Origin of the sequence: Leifsonia virtsii, assembly GCF_030433675.1 — a bacterium.
GTDB lineage: Bacteria > Actinomycetota > Actinomycetes > Actinomycetales > Microbacteriaceae > Leifsonia > Leifsonia virtsii.
Genome location: NZ_JAROCB010000004.1, coordinates 268,606 through 288,752, shown reverse-complemented (window position 1 = coordinate 288,752; position 20,147 = coordinate 268,606). Strand labels below are relative to the sequence as shown.

The following is a 20,147-nucleotide window of genomic DNA, read 5'->3' as shown; positions in this document are numbered from 1 at the left end:
GTCCGTCCGCCGGATCACCAGACCGGAGGGCGACGGTCGGCCCAGCGCACGCGCCGCTCCAGCTGCGCGGCCAGCGAGAGCAGCGTCCGTTCCCCGCCGGGCCGCCCGATCAGCTGCACGCCCATCGGCAGCCCGTCCTCGGTCTGCGAGACCGGGAGGACGATCGCCGGCAGACCGGTCACGTTGAGCATCGAGGTGAACGGCGTGTACTGCACCTGCTGGGCGAAGTTCCGCTCGCCGTCCTCCTGGTCGTACCAGCCGACGGGCCGCGGGGTCATCGCGATGGCGGGCGTGAGCACCGCGTCGAACGACGACAGCTGCCGGAGGAACGACCGCTCGTACGCGGTCAGCGCCGACAGCGCCTCGCTCAGCTCGCGGGCGCTGAGGGACCGGCCCCGCTCGACCAGCCAGGCCGTGAGCGGTTCGAGCAGCGCCAGGGACTCCCCCTCGGCCGGGATGCGCGCAGCGCCGGCCTGCCAGATCGTGCGGAACGCGGGCGCATAGGTGTCGTCGGGCTCCAGCGCGGTCTCCTCGAGGCCGTGCCCCATCCCCGAGAAGGCGTTGACCGCCGCCTCGAGCGCGGCGAGGGCCTCCGGCGCGATCGCGATGTCGTAGGCGCCGTCCCACGCGGAGGTGGTCATCACGCCGAGCTGGAACCGGCCCTCCCCGCGCACGGCCGTTCCGAGGAAGGGGCCGTCGTCGTCGTAGGGGGCGCGCAGCGTGTAGTGGTGGTCGATGGTCCCGTCCGGGCGCTTTGCGATCATCCCGTCGAGCAGCAGGGCGGCGTCGGCGGTGGTGCGGGCGATCGGTCCGTCGACGACGAGGCCGGCGAGCGCCTCGATTCCGCTGCCGGCCGGCACCAGCCCGCGGGACGGCTTCAGCCCGACGAGGCCGCAGGCGGCGGCCGGGATGCGGATGCTTCCGCCGCCGTCGGATCCCGGCGCGAACGGCAGCAGCCCGGCGGCGACCGCCACGGCCGCACCGCCGCTCGACCCTCCCGCGCCGAGCCGGGTGTCCCAGGGGTTGCGTGCGGGCGGCGCGGCGAGCGACTCGGTGTAGGCGGGGAGGCCGAACTCGGGCGCGTTGGTCTTGCCCAGGCTGACGGCGCCCGCGTCGTCGAGGGTCCGGACGATCTCGTCGCTCTCCGCGGGGACGAACCCGGCCATGGCGCGCGACCCGAACCCGGTCGGGACGCCCGCGCGCTGCCACAGGTCTTTGTCGCCGGAGGGCAGCCCCCAGAGGGGAGCCGTCTTCGGCACGCTCTCCGCGACCTCGTCGGCACGCTGCAGGGCCCGGTCACGCGTGACCGTCACGAACGCGCCGAGCTGGGGGTCGAGCCGCTCGATCCGGTCGAGGTAGTGCGCGGCGAGCTCCCGCGGCGACACGCGCCCGGTCTGCAGCTCCTGCCAGAGGTCGAGCGCGGTCAGCTCGTGGAGGTCGGCCATGGCGCCAGGCTAACCCAGCCGGTCGTCCTCGCGCGCGGCGGAGAGGAACTCGACCACCGCGTCCGTGAAGCCCTCCGGGTCGATGTTGTACTCCCAGCCGTGCTCGGCGGGCTGCAGCTCGATCAGCCGCACCAGCGACGGGTTGGCCATCGCGAACAGCACCGAACATTTCAGGGGCACGAGCCGGTCGCCCGCCGAGTGGATGACGAGGGCCGGCACCGTGAGGCGGTCCGGACGCGTCCAGTCCAGCTGGGCGAAGTCGATGGGCGCTGGGAGGCCGACCCGGGTGGCGTTCCGCTCGTCGGAGAGCGTGCGGAGCGCCGCACCCGCGATCCACCGCGGCAGACGCCGTTCCCGCGCGCCCTGGCGGATCGCCGTGCGCCAGTCCGTGACCGGACCGATCAGCACCAGACGGTCGATCAGGTCGCGGTGCGCGCTGAGCTCGGTCGACTGCAGCGCGATCGCCCCGCCGAGCGACCAACCGACCAGCACGACGCGCTCGGCGCCGCGGTCGCGCGCGTGGCGGATCGCCGCATCCACGTCGCTCCACTCGCGCGAGCCGAGCGAGGAGACCCGGCCCCCCTCGGCGTCCGGCGCCTCGCCGTCGCCGCGGTAGGAGACCACGAGCGACATCATCCCGAGGGTGTCGGTCGCGGCGACGGCCCCGAGGGCGCCGACGCGCGTCGCGCCCATCCCGTGGATGTGGATCGCCCAGGTCGTGGAGCGCCGCCGTGCGGCCGGCTCGATCTCCCAGGCCGGGGCGACTCCCCCGGCGACCGGCAGCTCCACCTCGCGGTAGCGCCACGACAGGGCGGCGGGCCCGGCGTGCACGTGCCCCGTCCAGCGGCCGCGGTCGTGACCCGTCAGCTCGCCGGTCACGGCCACGAGCTCCCGCGTGACGGTGCCGGCGTGCGAGTCGAGCCCGCACACGGCGCCGACGACCGCGTGCCCACCGCTGCCGAACCACAGCCCGAAGGAACCGGCGTGGGTCGTCCACCGGTCGGCGTCGAGGGTCACGGTTGTCCGGTCGCTCCGGTGGATGCGCGTCGCGCGCCGCCGGGCGGGCGCGACGGCGGCACGCGCGGCCGCGATCCCGATGCGGTCCGCGGCGCGCTCCACGAGCAGGACGAGAGCGACGACGCACCCGACAGCCAGTAGCCACCCCATACCCTCCGGACGAGCCGGCAGCGACGAACGTGACGCCGGGTCTTGACAAATCAATGCCCCGCCTGGTTGGTTAGTTACATGAGTAATGAACCGGTGAAGTTCGGATGATCGACGAAGGCAAGCCGATCTTCGTGCAGATCGCCGAACAGATCGAGGACGACATCATCGACGGGGTCTACCCCGCCGAGACGCAGGTGCCGTCGACCAACGAGTTCGCCGCCTTCTACCGGATCAACCCCGCCACCGCGGGCAAAGGCGTGAACCTCCTCGTGGACGCGGGGATCCTCTACAAGAAGCGAGGCATCGGCATGTTCGTCTCCGACGGCGCGCGCGAACGACTCGTCGCGAAACGACGCGACGCGTTCCGCGACGAGTACGTCCGTCCCCTCCTGGCGGAGGCCGCGAAGCTCGGCATCGGCCCCGACCAGCTCTCCCGGATGATCGCGACGGCCGCAGCGCCCGAGCCGACCGCACCCCTGACGAAAGGACTGAGCGCATGAGCGCCGCCCCCGCCCCCGCCTCCATCGCCCCGGCGGTGCAGGTCACGGGCCTGACCAAGCGGTTCGGGACGTTCGCCGCGATCGACGACGTCAGCCTCCGCATCGAGCCCGGCCGCATCCACGGGCTGCTCGGCCGCAACGGCGCGGGCAAGACCACGCTGATGCAGCTCATCACCGGCCAGGACTTCGCGACCGAGGGCGACATCCACGTCTTCGGCGAGAAGCCGACCGAGAACGCGCGGGTGCTGCAGAACATCTGCTTCATCAAGGAGAGCCAGCGCTACCCGGAGGACTTCCAGCCGAAGCACGTTCTGCGCAGCGCACCCTGGTTCTTCGAGAACTGGGACGCGGAGTTCGCGGAGCAGCTGGTCGACGAGTTCCGGCTCCCGACGAACCGCCGCATCAAGAAGCTGTCCCGCGGTCAGCTCTCCGCCATCGGCGTGATCGTCGGCCTCGCCTCTCGGGCGCCGCTCACCTTCTTCGACGAGCCATACCTGGGCCTCGACGCGGTCGCCCGGCAACTGTTCTACGACCGCCTACTTGAGGACTTCGCCGAGCATCCGCGCACCGTGGTGCTCTCCACGCACCTGATCGACGAGGTGGCCAACCTGCTCGAGCGGGTGATCGTCATCGACCAGGGCCGCATCCTGATGGATGAGGACGCCGACACGCTGCGCACCTCCGCCACCACGGTCGTCGGCCCGCGCGCCGCCGTCGATGCCTTCGTCCGGGGCCGGGAGGTCGTGCACCGCGACGGTCTCGGCGGGCTCTCCTCCGTGACCGTCGCCGGGGTCGGTCCCGCCGACCGGGCCGAGGCCGCCGCCGCGGGCCTGGAGCTCGCGCCGGTGTCCCTCCAGCAGTTGATCGTCCGCACCACCGGGGTCCGCTCGCCGGACGCCCACGAGACAGGAATCGAGCAGAGCGCATGACCGCAGCACACCCCGCAGCCGCACCCGGCCGCGCCCGGGCCGCCGCCCCCGGCGCCGGAGCGCGCATCTGGCGGGTGGTCCGGCTGAACCTCGTCAACAAGTGGACAGTGATCTGGATCCCCGCGATGATCATGTTCTTCATCGGCATCGTGAATTGGCTGATCTGGTGGATCATCTGGTCGGCCGCCGCGCCCGCGGACCGGGCCGACGCCATGGACGGCACCCAGTGGAGCGGCGGAGCGTTCTACATCTTCGTCTACATGATGGTGATCGCCATCCAGATCGTCTCCTCCACCTTCCCGTTCGCACTGGGCTACAGCGTGACGCGCCGCGACTTCGCGATCGGCTCCGGCCTGACCTTCCTGCTGCTCGCCGCCGGGTACGCGCTCGGGTTCGCTCTGCTGTCGACCCTCGAGGAGTGGACGAACGGCTGGGGCCTCGGCGGCCACCTGTTCACCTCGGTGTACTTCGCGGACGAGACCTTCGCGGGCCGGCTGTTCATGGTGTTCGCCGCGATGCTGTTCTTCTTCGCGGTCGGCGCGTTCTCGGCAGCCTTGTTCATGCGCTGGCGGATGTACGGCATCCTGGCCGCCGGCGCCGTGCTCGCCCTGCTGATCGTCGGCGCGGTGGCCCTGCTCACCTACACGCAGAACTGGCCGGCCGTCGGCGAATGGTTCGTCGCGAACGGCCCGATCGGGGTGACCGCCTGGCTGCTCCTCCCGACCGTCATCGCGGCCGCGGCGGGCTACGCGGTCCTCGGCAGGGCGACGCCGCGCAGCTGACACCGCACAGGCTGTCCGGAGGGGGTCCGGACATGGACGTGGCCGGGAGTCTCGCGCTCCCGGCCACGGTTTCCTGCCATCGGCCTCACTCGGCCGGCGCGGGTTCGCTCATCCTTCAGCACCCGCGCGGCCCTGGGCCCTCACGAAGGAACCGACCTTCCCGGCCCGGTCGGGGATCAGATGACCGACACCGTCGAGCAGCACGACATCCGCGTCACGGATCCGCGCGCGTGCCCGGCTCGCCGCAGCGGGGGCGTCGAGCATCCTGTCGCCTGCGCCGTAGACGATCCGCATCGGCGAGGACACCCGCGCGAGCGCCTCGTCGCCGAACACGGGCAGAGCGTCCGTCCGCGGAGAGAAGTGGGCGAACGTCGTCAGTGCGAGCGACGTCAGAGGAGAGACGGTCTCGCCCGCAGTCTCAGGGCGAGGCTGATGAGGTCCAGTGAGATATCTGAGCGCTTTGGCGCGTCCTCGATCGCCCGCCGCCCCGAGAAGGCCGGCGATCAGCAACGGCGCCAGGCGGCGGGGACCGATCCCGCTGGAGGACACGAGCATCACCGGTCCAGCCGCATCGGGCGACCTGGACGCGAAGTCCAGGGACACCCACCCGCCCAGGGACTCCCCGACGATCGTCGGACGTTCGATGCCCAGGGCCGCCAGCACCTCCGTCAGCCAGGCGGCATGCGTCCCGGGCGTCAGCGGGCGCCGGGAACCGGGCGCGGACGCGGCTTCCCCGGGAAGGTCCAAAGCGAAGACACGGTGGTCGCGACTGAGATCGGAGAGCTCCGCCGCCCAACCGGCGGAGGTCGCACCCGACCCGTGAAGGAGAACCACCGGCCGCGCCGTCGGGCGGCCTGTCGCCAGGCCGTGGACGAGTCCGGACGGGGTCGGGATCCGAAGCCGCTCAGCGGCGGGGACGAGCAACGCCACGGCTTCGTCGTACGCGCGCCGGAACGCCTGCTCACCCTCCGGTGATCGGAACATGGCGCCCACTTCACTCATGGGTCACTCCCACCACACGTCGCACCGCGGCCGCGGCGTCGAGAACGCCTCCGACGGGCCCGGTGAGGATGATCTTCATCGCAGCGGAGCCGGCGATCGTCGAAAGGTGGAGGTCGACTCCCGCGGCGAACCCCGCCGCCGTCACGAGGGTGGTGATGCGATCGACCACGAGGCCGTCCTCCGCGGCGATGTCCAGGATCACCGTGGCCTGCGAGCCAGGGTGGCTCCGTGCACCCGGGGCGGCATCGCCCGGTTCCTCGCCGACAGCCGGCAGCGTCGCATCCCCTCGGGTGAACAGCGCCAGATCCTGAACCCGGATCCGATAGTTCTTGCCGATCCGAGTGGCCCGGAGGGCACCGGTCCGGATGTACTCGCGGACAGTGCGGGGCTGCACGCGCAGCTCGTCAGCGACTTCTTTCACGCTCAGCAGTTCGACCATGTGACCACTATATACGCACATAAACGCATTCAAACGTACATATGGAAACCCTGGCGGACATGGACGTGGCCGGGAGTCTCGCGCTCCCGGCCACGGTTTCATGCCATCGGCCTCACTCGGCCGGCGCGGGTTCCGCTCCGTCCGACGATGTCGTCGCCCTCAGGCTAGGTCGAGCCTGCGACTCGGAGCGGAACGTGCAGTGAACTCATAGCGGGAGGAGGGCGGATGCTCCGGCTTTCGCTAGCGTGGCATCCGTGCTCGGCTATCTGTTCCTGGCGGTCGCCATCGCGACCGAGGTCGTCGCGACCACGTTCCTGAAGTTCACCTCGGGCGACAACGCCAGGTGGTGGGCCTTCGTGATCGTCGTCGTCGGCTACGTGGCGTCGTTCTTCGCCCTCTCGCTCGCGCTCGGCCGCGGCGTCCCGCTCGGCATCGCCTACGCGATCTGGTCGGCGGTCGGCGTGGCCGCGATCGCGATCATCTCCTGGGTGTTCTTCAAGGAGTCGCTGACCTGGGTGCAGATCGCGGGGCTCGTGCTCGTCATCGGCGGCGTCGGGCTCCTGGAGCTCGGAGCCAGGCACCCGGCGTGACTAGCGTCGGGAATTCGGCGGCGGAGGCTTCGAATCTCCGACGTTAGGCAGTCGGGCAGGAGATTCGAACGTTCGATCGCTCACGTCGGAGGGCGGCGACCGGCCGCCCTCAGGCGGACCCGACGAACGCCTCCAGCGCCTCGTCGAGCGTGCGCGCAGGCGCGACGAACGGGTACACCGCACCGACGCCGGCCGGGACGTACTCGCCCTCGGGCGTCACCGTCACCTCGCCGAGCAGCCGGCCCCGGCCGAGCGCAGCATCCTCGTCGGGGAACGAGTGGTCGTACACGTCGTAGCGGTCGCCGTCCTCGTAGACGGTCAGGTCTTCCAGCAGCGGCATCGTCAGAACCTCCTCGTGAACGGCAGCGGCCTGCGCATCCGGATCAGCAAGAGCAAGGGTACGAGCACGTAGGGCCCGTTGTAGAGCAGGAACACGACCGGGTTCGGCGTGCGCTGCCCGACCGGGCCGAAGAACTCGACGCCGAAGATCGGGATGGCGGTCAGGCTGATGATCATGGTCGCGTAGATCACGGCGAACAGCTGGATCCAGTTGAACCCCTTCACCAGGCTGATCACGAGCAGCACGTAGAACGGCAGGTATACGAACGCGCTCGTGCCGGTGATGAACCGCAACCACAGCGGCTCCTGCATGTAGAGCGGGTCGTACTGCGACGAGTACGTGTAGTTCCACTGGGCGAGGATGTTGGTCGTCGTCGCCGTCTGCGGGATCCCCAGCGTCGGGATGGCGTCGCTGATGATGCAGGTCACGATGAACAGCGAGAACATCACGATGAAGAAGATGTCGAACGGACGCTTGCGCAGCGGCAGGTTCGCCGGCCGCGCGGGTGCGGCGGCGGCGACCTGTCCGGTCTCAGGGGTCACGGTGCTCACGGGGGCGAGCCTAGCGCCGGTCCCGCGCTATTTGAGCGACTTCTGCATCAGCACGGTGCCGAGCCAGCGGTCGAACTTGTAGCCGACCCGGCCCATCCGGCCGATCTCGGTGAAGCCGAAGTTCTCGTGCATCTTGATCGAGGCCTCTGCGCCTTTGTCGGCGATGACGGCGATCATCTCCTTGAGCCCGGCCTCCTTCGACCGGTCGATGAGGGCCTGCATGAGAACGGGTCCCAGGCCCTTGCCGGTGGATGCAGCCCCCAGGTAGATCGAGTTCTCGACAGTGAAGCGGTAGGCGCGCTTCTGCTTCCACGGCTGCACCAGGGCGTAGCCGAGGATCTGGCCGCTGGGCGACTCGGCGACGATGAACGGCATCTTCAGCTTGGTGAGGTACGCGTACTTGCTCTTCCACTCGCGCAGCGTCATCGCATCCTCGTCGAAGGTGACGGTGCTGTTGGCGACGTAGTGGTTGTAGATCTCGCGGACGTACGGGAGGTCCTCCGGGCGGGCGTCGCGGATGGCGTACTCGAACGGCGCCTCCGGCGTCTCCTGCTTGCGCAGGTGGCGGGGCAGGACGCGGCGCTCCTGGTATTCCTCTTCCAACACGCCCTCAAGCGTACGTCGCCCGCGTTGCGTCCGTATTACGGATGCAGGGTCCAGTCGACCGGCTTCTCGCCGGAACGTTCGAGGAGCGCATTCGCGCGGGAGAACGGCTTCGAGCCGAAGAAGCCGCGGGAGGCGGAGAGCGGGCTCGGATGCGCCGACTCGATGACGGGGTTGCCGTCGAGCAGCGGCTTGAGGGTGGCGGCGTCCCTCCCCCACAGGATGGACACGAACGGGCGGCCACGCGCGACGAGCGAGCGGATGGCATGCTCGGTGACCGCCTCCCAGCCCTTCCCGCGGTGCGACGCCGGCTCGCCGGGCCGGACGGTGAGGACACGGTTGAGCAGCATGACGCCGTTGCCGGCCCAGTCGCTCAGGTCGCCGTGCGGCGGAGGCGTGATCCCGAGGTCGTCGCGGAGCTCGCGGTAGATGTTCTGCAGGCTCCGCGGCAGCGGCCGGACGTGCCGCTCGACGGCGAACGACAGCCCGATCGGGTGCCCGGGCGTCGGGTACGGGTCCTGGCCGACGATCAGCACCCGAACGTCGGCGAGGGGTGCGCGGAAGGCGCGGAGGACAGCGTCCCCGGCCGGCAGGTACGGGCGCCCCGCGGCGACCTCGGCGCGGAGGAACTCGCCCATCGCGGCGATGCGGTCGGCGACCGGTTCGAGCGCGGCCGCCCAGCCGGCGTCCATCGAGCCGTCGGCGGCGAGCTCGGCGAGCGTCTTCGGCACAGGCGTCAGTGCGTGGCGGCGGTCACCGGCGGGAGGGCCGACCAGGGGAAGGTGATCCAGCGGTCGGTGCGCCGCCAGACGAAGTCGGGCTCGAGCACGGTCCGCGGCTTCGAGTAGAGGCACACCGTGCGCACATCGGCGCCGGAGGCGGCGATCAGGTCGACGACCATCGCGAGGGTGCGGCCGGAGTCGGAGACGTCGTCGACGAGCAGCACGCGCTTGGCGTTCAGGGCCGACGAGTCGAGCATCGGCGGGAGCACGACCGGCTCGGGGAGCCGCGTGTCGACGCCCGTGTAGAACTCGACGTTGAGGGCTCCGCACGCCTTGATCCCGAGCGCGTAGGAGATGGCGCCGGCCAGCAGCAGGCCGCCGCGGGCGATGGCCACGACCAGGTCGGGCTCGAAGCCCGACTCGACGACCTCGCCGGCGAGATGGCGAGCCGCCTCGCCGAACTCCAGCCAGCCGAGGACCTCCCGTTCCGTCTCCTGAAGGACGTCTGCACCGGAATCGTCGAGTTCGCTGGCCATTGTTCTACCGTACCGGGGGTGCGCCGGTGTTAGCATCCGCGCATGACATCGGAGAGGACGTCGGCCCAGCGCCGGGCCACGGTCGCCATGGGAGCGATGGCGGGGCTGATCGGCTGGCTCGCGCTCGTGGAGCTGACCAGCGGCATCCTGCAGGGCTACTACGTCCCGCTGATCTCCGACATCGTGAAGCATCTGGGCATCCACGACGCCGACTACAACTGGTTCGAGGCGGCCCAGCTGCTGGTCTCCGCGCTGGTGCTGCCGGTGCTCGCGAAGCTCGGCGACATGTTCGGGCACAAGCGCATCCTGCTGATCGCGACCGCGCTCACGGCGCTGTCCACCTGGGCGCTCGCCTTCTCCGGCGACTTCGTCTCGTACCTGCTCGCGTTCGCCCTGCAAGGGTTCTACGTGGTCTGGCTTCCGCTCGAGGTGGCGCTCATCTTCGACCGTGGCCGGCGGACGGGGGCGGCCGCCTCCCGCACCCGCCGGGCGGCCGGGCTCCTCGTCGTGGCACTGGAGGCCGGCGCCATCCTCGGCGCGGTCGGAGCGGGCCTGCTGTTCGAAGCGCTCGGCGGCAACGTGACCCTGACGCTGACCGTGCCCGCCGTCGCCGTGACGCTCGTGTTCTTCGCCATCCTCTTCGGCGTGCCGGAATCGGAGCCCATCCCCGGACGCTCGCTCGACGGCGTCGGCTTCACCCTGCTCGCGCTGGGGCTCCTGCTCATCACCTCCGGCCTCACCTTCCTGCGCCTCAACGGCGTGGGCACCTGGTGGGTGTGGGGGCTCATCGTGCTCGGGCTGCTCTCGTTCGTGCCGTTCGCGCGCTGGGAGCTGCGGCAGAGCGACCCGGCCATCGACCTCCGCGTGCTCCGCAAGCCGACCATGTGGCCGGTGCAACTCACCGCGGGGCTCATCGGGATCAGCCTGCTCGGCGCGCAGGCCCCGCTCAGCACCTACGCGGGCACCGACCCGGCGAACGGCTACGGGCTGGGGCTCACGGCCGGGCAGCGCAGCATCCTGATCGGCGCCTACCTCATCTCGATGATCGTCGGGGCCCTGCTGTTCCCGCTCGTCTCGTCGTGGCTGACCCCGCGGGTGACCCTCATCGGCGCGTCCTTCCTCGTCGCGATCGGGTACCTGCTCTTCCTGCCGTTCCACCTCCAGACCTGGGAGGTGTTCACCAACATGGCGATCGCCGGCGTCGGCTCCGGCGCGCTCGTCGGGGCGCTCCCCGCAGCTGCCGCGGCCGCAGCCCCACGCGGCCAGACGGGCATCGCCACCGCTTTGACGAACACCACGAAGACGGTCGGCGGGTCGTTCGCGTCCGCCGTCTTCGGCGTCGTGCTGCTGGCCGGCGCCGCGACCGTGACGGCGACCGCGGCCAGCCTGTTCGGCTACATGCTGGTGTGGACCATCTGCGGACTCGGCGCCCTCCTCGCCGCGGTCCTCCTCTTCTTCGTGCCGCGGCTGGCGTTCGCGGACCCCGAACCCGTCGAACCACCCGAACCCGCCATGGAGTGATCATGTCCGAGCAGCTCCCGCCCGCCGTCGCCGACGCCGTCACGCAGTTCCTGCTGGAACAGAGACGCCTCGCGCCGGGGCTGGTGAGCCGCGCGATCGTCACCGGCTCCGCCGCCGCCGGCGACTGGCATGCGGGGGTGAGCGACATCGACGTGGTGTTCGTCGTCACCCGCGACCCGGTCGACGACCTGCCTGCCCTCGCCGGCCTGCACGCCGCATCCGAGCCGCACATCGACGGGGTGTACCTGACGGAGTCGGAGATCGCCCGCGGACCGGACATCGTGCAGACCGCGCCGCAGGTCGTCGAGGGCGTGCTCGTCTCCTCGCTGCCCGGCGCACAGCTCAGCTGGGTCACCTGGCGCGAGCTCGAGTCCGGCGTCCAGGGCGTCGTCGACGGCGGCGACGTGATCTGGAGCCCGGTGTCCGACCGGCATCCCGGCACGGCCCAGGGCGTCGTCGCGTTCTCGCGCGACAACCTGCAGGACTACTGGCAGCGCATCGGCGACGGACTGGAGGCCGAGCTCGCCGGGCGCGCGGAGCACGAGCCGCTGCGCCCGGAGACCGTGCGCTGGGTCACCCTCGGGCCCATCCGGCTGGTCGCGACCATCGAAACCGGCGAGGTGCTCTCCAAGACGGCCGCGGCCGACCACGCCGCCGAGCGCTGGCCGGAGCACGCGGAGCTCCTGCAGCGGGCGGTGCGGGACCGCACGGGCGACCGCCAGGAGTTCACCGTGCGCGACGGACGCGAGGCGCTCGCTCTGCTGCGGAAATGCGTGAGCGTCGCCGAGGAGTGAGCGTCAGCCGCGGTCCTCGCGGCCCTCGTGCGTCCGGCCGCCCTCGTCGCGGGGGTCGTCACGGCGTCGCAGGTGCTGGGTCCGCTCGTTGAGGTAGCTGACGATGGTCGCGCTCGCGGTGCCGACGATGGCGATGCCGCCCATCATCAGGACCACCGCCAGCAGGCGGCCCGGGACGGTCACCGGGTAGTAGTCGCCGTAGCCGACCGTCGCCATGGTCACGCACGCCCACCAGAGCGAGTCGCCGAAGCTGCGGATGTTGGAGCCGTCGGCGTAGCGCTCCACCCGGAACTCGGCGAGCGCGATCACGTAGATGAACATCAGCACCGTGACACCGGCGACGATCACCACACGCCGCCGGAGGTGCGACGCCGTGTTCCCGCGCAGCCCCGGGATGCGGCGCAGCCCCGTCAGCAGCCGGAACGGCCGGACCAGGGGGACGAACACCGAGAGCAGGTCGATGATCGAGTGCCGGAGGAAGTCCCCCTTGTGCTCGGCGAGCGTCAGCCGCACCACGTAGTCGACCAGGAAGAACGCCCACACCGCCAGCAGCACCAGAACGAGGACGGTGTGCAGGTCGGGGGTCGGACGCTGATCGAGGGTGTCCCAGGAGTACGCGATCAGGAACAGGAACGACGCGGCCATGGTCGGCCACGCGGTGGCCCGCTCCCAGCGCTCGCGCTTCGCGTCGTTCGCGATCCCCATGGCGTCAGCCTTCGGTCCTGACCTTCAGCTCGCCCTTGTGCAACCGGTACGGCGCGGCCTGGGCCACCGGTTTGACCACGATCAGGTCGAGATCGACGTGGCGCGGCAGGGTGAGCGCGTGCACGATCGTCTCGGCGACGTCCTCCGCCGAGAGCGGCTCGGGGACGTCCTCGTAGACCGCATCGCGCCGCGCCCGGTCGCCGCCGAAGCGCACCAGCGAGAACTCCTCGGTCGCCACCATGCCCGGGGCGATCTCGACGACCCGGATGGGCTCGCCGTTCAGCTCCAGCCGCAGCACCTCGGTCAGCGCGTGCTCGGCGAACTTGGCCGCGTTGTAGCCTCCGCCGCCCACATACGCGGTGAGGCCGGCGATGGAGGTGACCACTGCGATGTCGGCGTGACCCGTCTCCCGCGCGCCCTCGCGCAGCAGCGGGAGCAGCGCGGAGAGCACGCGCTTGGTGGCGATGACGTTGATCTCGTACATCCAGACCCAGTCGTCGACGGTGGAGGACTCCACCGAGTCGAGGCCGTGCGCTCCGCCGGCGTTGTTGACGAGCGCGTGGACGCCGCCGGTCGCCGCCAGGTGGTCGCGGAGCGCGTCCACGTCCTCCTGCCGGGTGAGGTCGGCGGCGAAAGCCTCGGCGCCGGTCTCCTCGGCGAGCGCCCGGAGGCGGTCCTCGCGCCGGGCGACGCCGACCACGTCCCACCCCTGCTCCCGGAAGGCGCGCACCGTCGCCGCCCCGATGCCCGAACTCGCTCCCGTCACGACCACACGTCTTGCCATGAGGCCATTGTGGCGGGTTACGGCGTGTTTCGGAGGCGTTGCCCGCGCGCGGTGACGCGAATAGCCTTCCTACGACCCGCCCACATGCCTACCCGAAAGAGAGAAGCCATGACCGACGCCGCCGAATGGCAGTTCGAGACGAAGCAGATCCACTCCGGCGCCGCGCCGGACCCGGTGACCAACGCCCGGGCGACCCCGATCTACCAGACCACCTCCTACGTGTTCAACAACGCGGAGCACGCCAAGAACCTGTTCGCGCTTGCCGAGTTCGGCAACATCTACACGCGCATCCAGAACCCCACGCAGGCCGTCGTCGAGGAGCGCGTCGCCGCGCTCGAAGGGGGCACCGGGGCCCTCCTCGTCGCCTCCGGCCAGGCGGCCGAGACCTTCGCGGTGCTCAACATCGCGCAGGCGGGCGACCACATCGTCTCCTCCAGCTCGATCTACGGCGGCACGTACAACCTGTTCAAGTACACGCTCGCCAAGCTGGGCATCGAGACCACGTTCGTCGAGAACCAGGACGACGCCGACGAGTGGCGCCGCGCCGTCCGCCCGAACACCAAGCTGTTCTTCGCGGAGACGATCGGCAACCCGAAGATCAACATCCTCGACATCGCCCTGGTCGCCGACGTGGCGCACGAGGCGGGCGTTCCGCTGATCGTCGACAACACGATCGCGACGCCGTACCTCATCCGCCCGTTCGAGCACGGCGCCGACATCGTCGTCCACTCGGCCACCAAGTTCCTCGGCGGCCACGGCACGGTCATCGGCGGCATCATCGTCGACGGCGGCAGCTTCGAGTGGTCGAAGAACGTGGCGAAGTTCCCGGGCCTCACCGAGCCGGACCCGTCGTACCACGGCGCGAGCTACACGGCCGCGGTCGGCGACGGCCTCGCCTACATCATCAAGGCCCGCGTGCAGCTGCTGCGCGACCTCGGCTCGGCGATCGCCCCGGCGAGCGCCTGGCAGCTCATCCAGGGCATCGAGACGCTGTCGCTGCGCGTCGAGCGGCACACGCAGAACGCGCAGGAGATCGCCGAGTTCCTCGAGGCGCACCCCGACGTCGCCTCGGTGAACTACTCGGGTCTGCCGACGAGCCCGTGGTACGCGGCCGCCAACAAGTACGCCCCCAAGGGCGTCGGCGCGGTGCTGTCGTTCGAGCTCAAGGGCGGTGTGGACGCGGGCGCTGCCCTCGTCGACAACCTCTCGCTGTTCAGCCACCTGGCGAACATCGGAGACGTCCGCAGCCTCGTCATCCACCCGGCGTCGACCACGCACTCGCAGCTCACCCCGGAGCAGCAGCTGACCGCGGGCGTGACCCCCGGCCTGGTGCGCCTCTCGGTCGGGCTGGAGAACATCGACGACCTGAAGGCCGACCTGTCCGCCGGCCTCGCCGCCGCCCGCTCGGTCGTGGAGGCCGCGCGCGCGTAACCCCCCACCGTCGAGTACACGAAGAGTGCACGCAGAACCCCGGTTCTGCGTGCACTCTTCGTGTAGTCGGCAGTGGATGGTGTCTCCTCGCGGCGCGGACCGCGGCAGCACAATGTGGCCATGACCACACCACGCGGGGCGAGGAAGGTCCGCTCCGAACTGAAGAACACCGCCTACGAGATCTTCATCGGCCTTCTCTCGATCCTCTCGATCGCGAACCTCGTGCTCATGTACGCGTTCGCCTCCGATCCCTCCCTGCAGCTGATCCTGTCGGCCATGAACGCGCTGTTCAGCGTGATCTTCCTCGGCGACTTCCTGTACCGGCTGCTGACGGCGCCGTCGGCCGGACGGTACTTCTTCCGCGGCTTCGGCTGGGCCGACCTGCTGGCGAGCCTGCCGTTCGCGCAGCTGAAGGTCCTCCGCGTCTTCCGGCTGCTCCGCGTGGTGCGGCTGCTGCGCCAGGTCGGCATCCGCGCAGTCGGGAGGACGCTGCTGCACGACCGCGCGAACAGCGCCCTGATGACGCTGCTGCTGCTCGGCATCCTGGTGCTGCAGTTCGGCAGCCTGTCGATCCTCGCCGTGGAGGAGGACGCGGACGGCTCCAACATCCGCTCCGCCTCCGACGCGCTCTGGTACACGATCGTCACGATCTCCACCGTCGGGTACGGCGACCAGTACCCCGTCACCAACGCCGGCCGGCTGATCGGGACCGTGATCATCATCGTCGGCGTCGGCATCTTCGGCACCTTCACCGGATACCTCGCCAACCTCTTCCTCGGTCCGCGGCGCGGCGGCGAGACGGAGCAGCCGCCCGACGCCGGCGAGACCCGGCCGGGACCGACCGCCGACCGCCTCCGCGCACTGCTCGCCCAGTCGGAGGCGGCGAGCGCGGAACTCCGCCGGCTGCTCGCCGAGACGGACGGGTCGTAACACTTCGGTCCCGTTCCCCGCGCTCGGGAAGAATGGGCTCATGGAGTGGCAGACATCGGCCGACACGGCGCCGTCGAGTTTCATCACGGAGGCGCAGGCGAGGACGCTGCTCGGCAAGCCTCCGGCGAGCGGTGCGTGGAAGGAGTCCGACCCGCCCGGCGACCGCGAGTTCGCCGGCATCGGGGCGTTCGCGTTCGAGAGCGGCGAGAGCCTCCCGTTCGTCCGGGTCGCCTACGAGACCTGGGGCGAACTGTCGCCCGAACGCAACAACGCGCTGCTCGTGCTGCACGCCCTCACCGGCGACTCGCACGCGACCGGTTCCGCCGGCCGCGGCCACCCGACGCCCGGCTGGTGGCAGGGCATCATCGGCCCGGGCAAGGCGATCGACACCGACCGCTGGTTCGTCGTCGCACCCAACATGCTCGGCGGCTGCCAGGGCACGACCGGCCCGGCCTCACTCGCCCCGGACGGGGCCGAGTGGGGTGCGCGCTTCCCGTTCACGACCATCCGGGACCAGGTGAACGCGCAGGCGGCGCTGGCCGATGCCCTCGGCATCGAGCGCTGGGGCGCGGTCGTCGGCGGCTCGATGGGCGGCATGCAGGCTCTGGAGTGGGCCGTCATGTTCCCCGACCGCGTCGAGCGCCTCGCGGTGATCGCCGCTCCCCCGTACTCGACCGCCGACCAGATCGCCCTCAACTCGGTGCAGATCGAGGCGGTGCGCACCGACCCGCTGTTCCGCGGCGGCCAGTACTACGACGCGGAGGACGGCGACGGACCGCACCGGGGGCTCGCGCTCGCCCGGCGGATGGCGCTGCTGAACTACCGCAGCCCGTCGGAGCTCAACGAGCGGTTCCAGCGCGCCTGGCAGAGCGGCATCAGCCCGCTCGGCGGCGGCGGCCGGTTCGCCGTCGAGTCGTACCTCGACTTCCACGGCAACAAGTTCACCCGCCGGTTCGACGCGAACAGCTACCTCACCCTGGTGGAGGCGATGAACTCCCACGACGTCGGCCGCGGCCGCGGCGGGCTCGCGGCGGCCCTATCGCGCGTGACCGCCCGCACGCTCGTCGTCGGCATCGACAGCGACCGGCTGTTCCCCGTCGAGGGTCAGGAGCAGATCGCCTACCACGTTCCGGACACGCTGGACGGTAGAGTTCCAGTGGTGATCCGCTCGGACTTCGGCCACGACGGGTTCCTGATCGAGGACGACGCCGTCAGCACGCAGCTGAGGCGGCTCCTGACGGAATGACGGAGATGGAGGGGCATGTCGCGCATCCAGAAGGAGCGTGATCGCCTCCTCGCCTCCACCGCCCGCAGCGTCGGGCTGACCGCGACCGCGACCGCCCTCATCTGCCTCAGCGTGCCGGGCTCCCTCCCGATCGCGCTGTACCTGGCGTCGGTGGTGCTCCTGGTCTGCCTCGCCTACGCGCAGTGGCAGCTCGCCTCGCTGCTGCGGCTCACGCTGTGGATGTGGGTGATCGTCGTCGCGGGTGTCGCGCTCATCCTGCTGCACCTGCTGCCGGGGACCGCGCTCGGCCCGTCGGCCATCAGCGCCGTCGGCGTGATCGGCGCCGCCGGCGTCGCGTGCGTGAGCGTGCCGGCCGTCTCGTCCCGCTCCCGCGTGCTGCTGCTCGTCGTGTCGGCCGCGGCGACGATCGCAGCACTCGGCCTGACCCTGTGGCTGACGGGTTCGCGGCTGGTCGAACCGCTCGTCTTCACCGTCACCGGCTGGATCGTGCTGACCGCGACCGGCATCTGGCTGGCGCGCACGGTCCCCCGCACGCTCAAGCGGATCTCGACGATGAGCCGCGCATACCGGGTGGAGCGGCAGGCGAGCGAGACGGAGGCGCGCCGCCGGCAGAGCGCGCGCCTGCTGCACGACACAGTGCTGGCCACCCTGACCCTGCTAGCGCACTCGGGCGTCGGCGTCAGCCACAGCGCCCTGCGGGAGCAGGCGGCAGAGGATGCGGCGCTGCTGCGGCAGCTGCGGCTCGGCTTCACCCCCGACCCGGCGCGCTCCGGCGACTACAAGCTCAAGCCGGTCGAGGAGTCCACCCTCGGGAACACCCTGGAGTCGGTGAAGCAGCGTTTCCGTCGCATGGGGCTCGAGGTCAACTGGCACGGCGCCGGTCAGGTGCTCCTGCCGAGCGACGTGCTCGATGCGTTCCTGCTCGCGCTCGGCGAGTGCCTGGAGAACGTGCGGAGGCACTCCGGCGTGAACGAGGCGCACGTGACGATCACCGATGACGAGACCAACGTGCGCGCCATGGTGACGGACGCGGGCAAGGGCTTCGACGTCGCGACGATCGACACCGGCAGGCTCGGCTTCACCGAGTCGATCGTGGCCCGGCTGCGTGACGTCGGCGGGAACGCCCGCCTGTTCTCGTCGCCCGGCAGCGGGACGACCGTCGTGCTGGAGGTGCCGAAGTGACCGGGGTGGATGAGCGCACGGTGCCGCGGCGGACGCTCGGGCGCGGGAGCGCGGGCGACGAGCGGGATGCGCTCAGCCGTGCCCGGCTCGACCTCGGCTTCAACGTCGCGACGGTCGCCCTGATCGCGTTCCTGCTCGTGCTGTTCGCGCTCAACGTGCCGGAGTACCCGATGCTCGGCCTGACGGTGACCGCCTGGGTGCTCGTCGCCGTGACGCTCGTCGCAGCGCTCGTGCTGCGCTTCCGGCTGCCGGACGAGCTGCCGCTGTGGCTGTTCCTGAGCGCGCTCGGCCTGTGGGCGGCCGCGGTCGCACTGGATATCGCGGGCACGTGGCCGATCGGCGGCGCGGTGGTCCCGCTCACCGCGGCCGCGGCGGTGGGGCCGGCGCTGCTGCTCTGCGCGCCGGTGCGCCCGGCGCGCGACATCGTACTGGCGTCGGCTGCACTCGGCGTGGTGCTGATCGTCGTGGAGATCTGGCGGTCGCTCGCGGACCCGCAGCTGCTGGGGCCGGGCCTGGTGACGGTCGCGATCGCGGTCGGGCCGCCGCTGGTCGGCGTGCAGATCGTGCGCTCGCTCCGCACCCTCGTGCAGCTCGAACTCGACCTCGTGCAGGTGCAGAGCACGGTCGCGTCCCCCGGCTACGCGATCGGGATGCTCGCGTCGGAGGAGCTCGCGCGCCTCGACCTCGCCGCCGAGCGGCTCCTCGACGGCGTCGCCACCGGCCGGACGGGTCTGCCCCTGGACGAGGACACCGCGGATGCGGCGGCCACCCTCGCCACCGAGCTGCGGCTGCACCTCATCCAGGGCCGCAAGGAGACGTGGCTGTACCACGCGGTCACGGAGTCGGCGCTACTCGGGCCGACGGTGACACTGACGGACGCCGATGGCCTGGCCGCGGGCCTGAAGCGGGACCAGCGCGACGGCCTCCTCACGGCTGTCTGGCTGCTCATCAGCGACCCGGTGCGCGCGGGCTCCGGCCAGCCGCGGACGCTCACGCTCGACCTCTCGCGGCCCGTCGGGACGTATCCGCGCACGGCGAACCCGGGCGCGACCATGCAGATCGTCATCGAAACCAGCGGTGTGCCGCGAAACGGGGTAGACCCTGCGGCATGGCAAGCTATCCGTAAGGTGGGCCGCTATGTCGAGTCGTTCTCCGGGACGACTCTGCGCATCGAGATCACGACAGTGAGCGACCCCTCAGGTGAGCTGGGCTGAGCCCGGCGCGACCGTGACGGAGAAAGGCAGGCCATGAGCGAGGAACCGCCCATTCGAATCGCCATCGTGGACGACCACAAGATGCTGCTCGGCGCACTGACGGAGTGGATCCGCAACGCGGCGGACGACATCAGCATGGTGGCCGCCGTCGCCAGCTGGCCCGAGTTGCTGACGCACCCGGAGTTCCCGGTGGATGTCGTGCTGCTCGACCTGGATCTGAAGGACAACATCCCGATCTCCCTGAAGCTGTCGACGTTGAAGACGACCGGGGTCGCGACGGTGCTGATGAGCACGTACTCGGAGCCGGCGGTGGTGCGCGAGGCTCTCGCGGCCGGCGCGATGGGCTACCTGGTGAAGAGCGAGGACGCGGAGATGATCGTCGAGGCGATCCGCGCCGCCCAGAAGGGCGAGTCGTTCATCTCGGCCGAGCTGGATCTCGCGCTGAACGCCGGTGAGGCCGGCGGTGCCCCCAAGCTGAGCGCGCAGGAGCGCCGGGTCATGGCGCTGTACGGCGCGGGTGAGCCGGTGAAGGCGGTCGCCTTCCAGCTGGGGATCTCGGATGAGACGGCGAAGAGCTACCTCAAGCGGATCCGTGAGAAGTATCGCGTCGCGGGCTACGACGTCGGCACGAAGGTGGCGCTGAGGAAGCGTGCCATCCAGGACGGCATCCTGCTGCAGAACGACTGACCGGGCGAACGCCCGGGCGGAACGCCCCTGACCTGCGCGAGGTCAGG

The 20,147-nt window shown here is 70.8% G+C and carries 22 protein-coding genes and 1 pseudogene; 12 read left to right on the top strand and 11 right to left on the bottom strand.

Translation table 11 applies throughout. From position 1 onward, the window contains the following. Window positions 1–14 precede the first annotated feature (14 nt). Both P5G59_RS15445 and P5G59_RS15440 read right to left on the bottom strand, forming a co-directional pair. The gene (locus P5G59_RS15445; RefSeq protein ID WP_301219884.1) at window positions 15–1,445 is read right to left on the bottom strand and encodes an amidase; all 1,431 of its coding nucleotides are present in this window, start codon (window positions 1,443–1,445) and stop codon (window positions 15–17) included. Window positions 1,446–1,454: 9 nt separating this feature from the next. Further along, a complete protein-coding gene (locus P5G59_RS15440) occupies window positions 1,455–2,564 on the bottom strand; it encodes an alpha/beta hydrolase family protein (protein ID WP_301219883.1) in 1,110 nt (369 codons plus the stop codon). Window positions 2,565–2,716: 152 nt separating this feature from the next. Here P5G59_RS15440 and P5G59_RS15435 point away from each other — a divergent pair, with 152 nt between their 5' ends. From P5G59_RS15435 to P5G59_RS15425, 3 genes are read left to right on the top strand one after another with little or no spacing between them, the layout of a single operon-like run. Then, entirely contained in the window at window positions 2,717–3,112 is a 396-nt protein-coding gene (locus tag P5G59_RS15435) for a GntR family transcriptional regulator (RefSeq protein ID WP_301219882.1), read from the top strand. Then, window positions 3,109–4,041: an ABC transporter ATP-binding protein gene (locus P5G59_RS15430; protein WP_301219881.1), complete on the top strand. Its 933-nt coding sequence runs from the start codon at window positions 3,109–3,111 to the stop codon at window positions 4,039–4,041. The genes P5G59_RS15435 and P5G59_RS15430 overlap by 4 nt, the downstream gene beginning before the upstream one ends. After that, window positions 4,038–4,823, top strand: a complete 786-nt coding sequence (locus tag P5G59_RS15425; RefSeq protein WP_301219880.1) for a hypothetical protein — start codon at window positions 4,038–4,040, stop codon at window positions 4,821–4,823. The genes P5G59_RS15430 and P5G59_RS15425 overlap by 4 nt, the downstream gene beginning before the upstream one ends. A 108-nt stretch (window positions 4,824–4,931) precedes the next feature. Here the strand turns inward: P5G59_RS15425 and P5G59_RS20830 are convergent, their stop codons facing one another. Together P5G59_RS20830 and P5G59_RS15415 are read right to left on the bottom strand one after the other, a co-directional pair. Further along, window positions 4,932–5,807 (bottom strand): alpha/beta fold hydrolase, encoded by an 876-nt coding sequence (locus tag P5G59_RS20830; RefSeq protein ID WP_301220148.1) that lies wholly within the window; start codon window positions 5,805–5,807, stop codon window positions 4,932–4,934. 10 nt (window positions 5,808–5,817) lie between these two features. Continuing rightward, window positions 5,818–6,264, bottom strand: coding sequence for a helix-turn-helix domain-containing protein (locus P5G59_RS15415; RefSeq protein ID WP_301219879.1), 447 nt, complete (start codon window positions 6,262–6,264; stop codon window positions 5,818–5,820). Window positions 6,265–6,497: 233 nt separating this feature from the next. Between P5G59_RS15415 and P5G59_RS15410 the strand changes: the two are divergent. After that, window positions 6,498–6,854: pseudogene (locus P5G59_RS15410) on the top strand (DMT family transporter); the annotation flags it as partial. A gap of 109 nt (window positions 6,855–6,963) precedes the next feature. Here P5G59_RS15410 and P5G59_RS15405 read toward each other — a convergent pair. Genes P5G59_RS15405 through P5G59_RS15385 form a run of 5 tightly spaced genes read right to left on the bottom strand, consistent with a single transcriptional unit; the run spans window position 6,964 to window position 9,606 of the window. Continuing rightward, window positions 6,964–7,194 carry a hypothetical protein gene (locus P5G59_RS15405; protein ID WP_301219878.1) on the bottom strand — a complete coding sequence of 77 codons (231 nt, stop codon included), beginning with the start codon at window positions 7,192–7,194 and terminating at the stop codon, window positions 6,964–6,966. A gap of 2 nt (window positions 7,195–7,196) precedes the next feature. Continuing rightward, on the bottom strand, window positions 7,197–7,745 hold the full coding sequence (locus tag P5G59_RS15400; RefSeq protein ID WP_301219877.1) for a DUF2781 domain-containing protein: 549 nt from the start codon (window positions 7,743–7,745) through the stop codon (window positions 7,197–7,199). 27 nt (window positions 7,746–7,772) lie between these two features. Next, entirely contained in the window at window positions 7,773–8,351 is a 579-nt protein-coding gene (locus tag P5G59_RS15395; protein WP_301219876.1) for a GNAT family N-acetyltransferase, read from the bottom strand. Between the two features lie 35 nt (window positions 8,352–8,386). Further along, complete coding sequence (locus P5G59_RS15390) at window positions 8,387–9,079, bottom strand: uracil-DNA glycosylase (RefSeq protein WP_301219875.1); 693 nt, start codon at window positions 9,077–9,079, stop codon at window positions 8,387–8,389. Between the two features lie 5 nt (window positions 9,080–9,084). Beyond that, window positions 9,085–9,606, bottom strand: a complete 522-nt coding sequence (locus P5G59_RS15385) for a phosphoribosyltransferase (protein ID WP_301219874.1) — start codon at window positions 9,604–9,606, stop codon at window positions 9,085–9,087. Between the two features lie 42 nt (window positions 9,607–9,648). On the opposite strand from P5G59_RS15385, the gene P5G59_RS15380 reads away from it, so the two are divergent. Together P5G59_RS15380 and P5G59_RS15375 are read left to right on the top strand one after the other, a co-directional pair. Continuing rightward, a complete protein-coding gene (locus tag P5G59_RS15380) occupies window positions 9,649–11,127 on the top strand; it encodes an MFS transporter (RefSeq protein ID WP_301219873.1) in 1,479 nt (492 codons plus the stop codon). A gap of 2 nt (window positions 11,128–11,129) precedes the next feature. Next, on the top strand, window positions 11,130–11,921 hold the full coding sequence (locus tag P5G59_RS15375; protein ID WP_301219872.1) for an aminoglycoside adenylyltransferase domain-containing protein: 792 nt from the start codon (window positions 11,130–11,132) through the stop codon (window positions 11,919–11,921). Between the two features lie 3 nt (window positions 11,922–11,924). Here P5G59_RS15375 and P5G59_RS15370 read toward each other — a convergent pair whose 3' ends face one another. Together P5G59_RS15370 and P5G59_RS15365 are read right to left on the bottom strand one after the other, a co-directional pair. Further along, on the bottom strand, window positions 11,925–12,626 hold the full coding sequence (locus P5G59_RS15370; protein WP_301219871.1) for a potassium channel family protein: 702 nt from the start codon (window positions 12,624–12,626) through the stop codon (window positions 11,925–11,927). Between the two features lie 4 nt (window positions 12,627–12,630). After that, window positions 12,631–13,410 carry an SDR family oxidoreductase gene (locus P5G59_RS15365; RefSeq protein WP_301219870.1) on the bottom strand — a complete coding sequence of 260 codons (780 nt, stop codon included), beginning with the start codon at window positions 13,408–13,410 and terminating at the stop codon, window positions 12,631–12,633. Window positions 13,411–13,518: 108 nt separating this feature from the next. Here P5G59_RS15365 and P5G59_RS15360 point away from each other — a divergent pair, with 108 nt between their 5' ends. From P5G59_RS15360 to P5G59_RS15335, 6 genes are all read left to right on the top strand, one after another. Beyond that, window positions 13,519–14,841: a bifunctional o-acetylhomoserine/o-acetylserine sulfhydrylase gene (locus P5G59_RS15360; protein ID WP_301219869.1), complete on the top strand. Its 1,323-nt coding sequence runs from the start codon at window positions 13,519–13,521 to the stop codon at window positions 14,839–14,841. Between the two features lie 120 nt (window positions 14,842–14,961). Then, window positions 14,962–15,771, top strand: a complete 810-nt coding sequence (locus tag P5G59_RS15355) for a potassium channel family protein (protein WP_301219868.1) — start codon at window positions 14,962–14,964, stop codon at window positions 15,769–15,771. A gap of 40 nt (window positions 15,772–15,811) precedes the next feature. Beyond that, window positions 15,812–17,017 (top strand): homoserine O-acetyltransferase MetX, encoded by a 1,206-nt coding sequence (gene metX / locus P5G59_RS15350; RefSeq protein ID WP_301219867.1) that lies wholly within the window; start codon window positions 15,812–15,814, stop codon window positions 17,015–17,017. Window positions 17,018–17,032: 15 nt separating this feature from the next. Continuing rightward, window positions 17,033–18,199, top strand: coding sequence for a sensor histidine kinase (locus P5G59_RS15345; RefSeq protein WP_301219866.1), 1,167 nt, complete (start codon window positions 17,033–17,035; stop codon window positions 18,197–18,199). Next, entirely contained in the window at window positions 18,196–19,413 is a 1,218-nt protein-coding gene (locus P5G59_RS15340) for a hypothetical protein (RefSeq protein WP_301219865.1), read from the top strand. The genes P5G59_RS15345 and P5G59_RS15340 overlap by 4 nt, the downstream gene beginning before the upstream one ends. A 33-nt stretch (window positions 19,414–19,446) precedes the next feature. Beyond that, a complete protein-coding gene (locus tag P5G59_RS15335) occupies window positions 19,447–20,100 on the top strand; it encodes a response regulator (protein WP_175336659.1) in 654 nt (217 codons plus the stop codon). Window positions 20,101–20,147 lie beyond the last annotated feature (47 nt).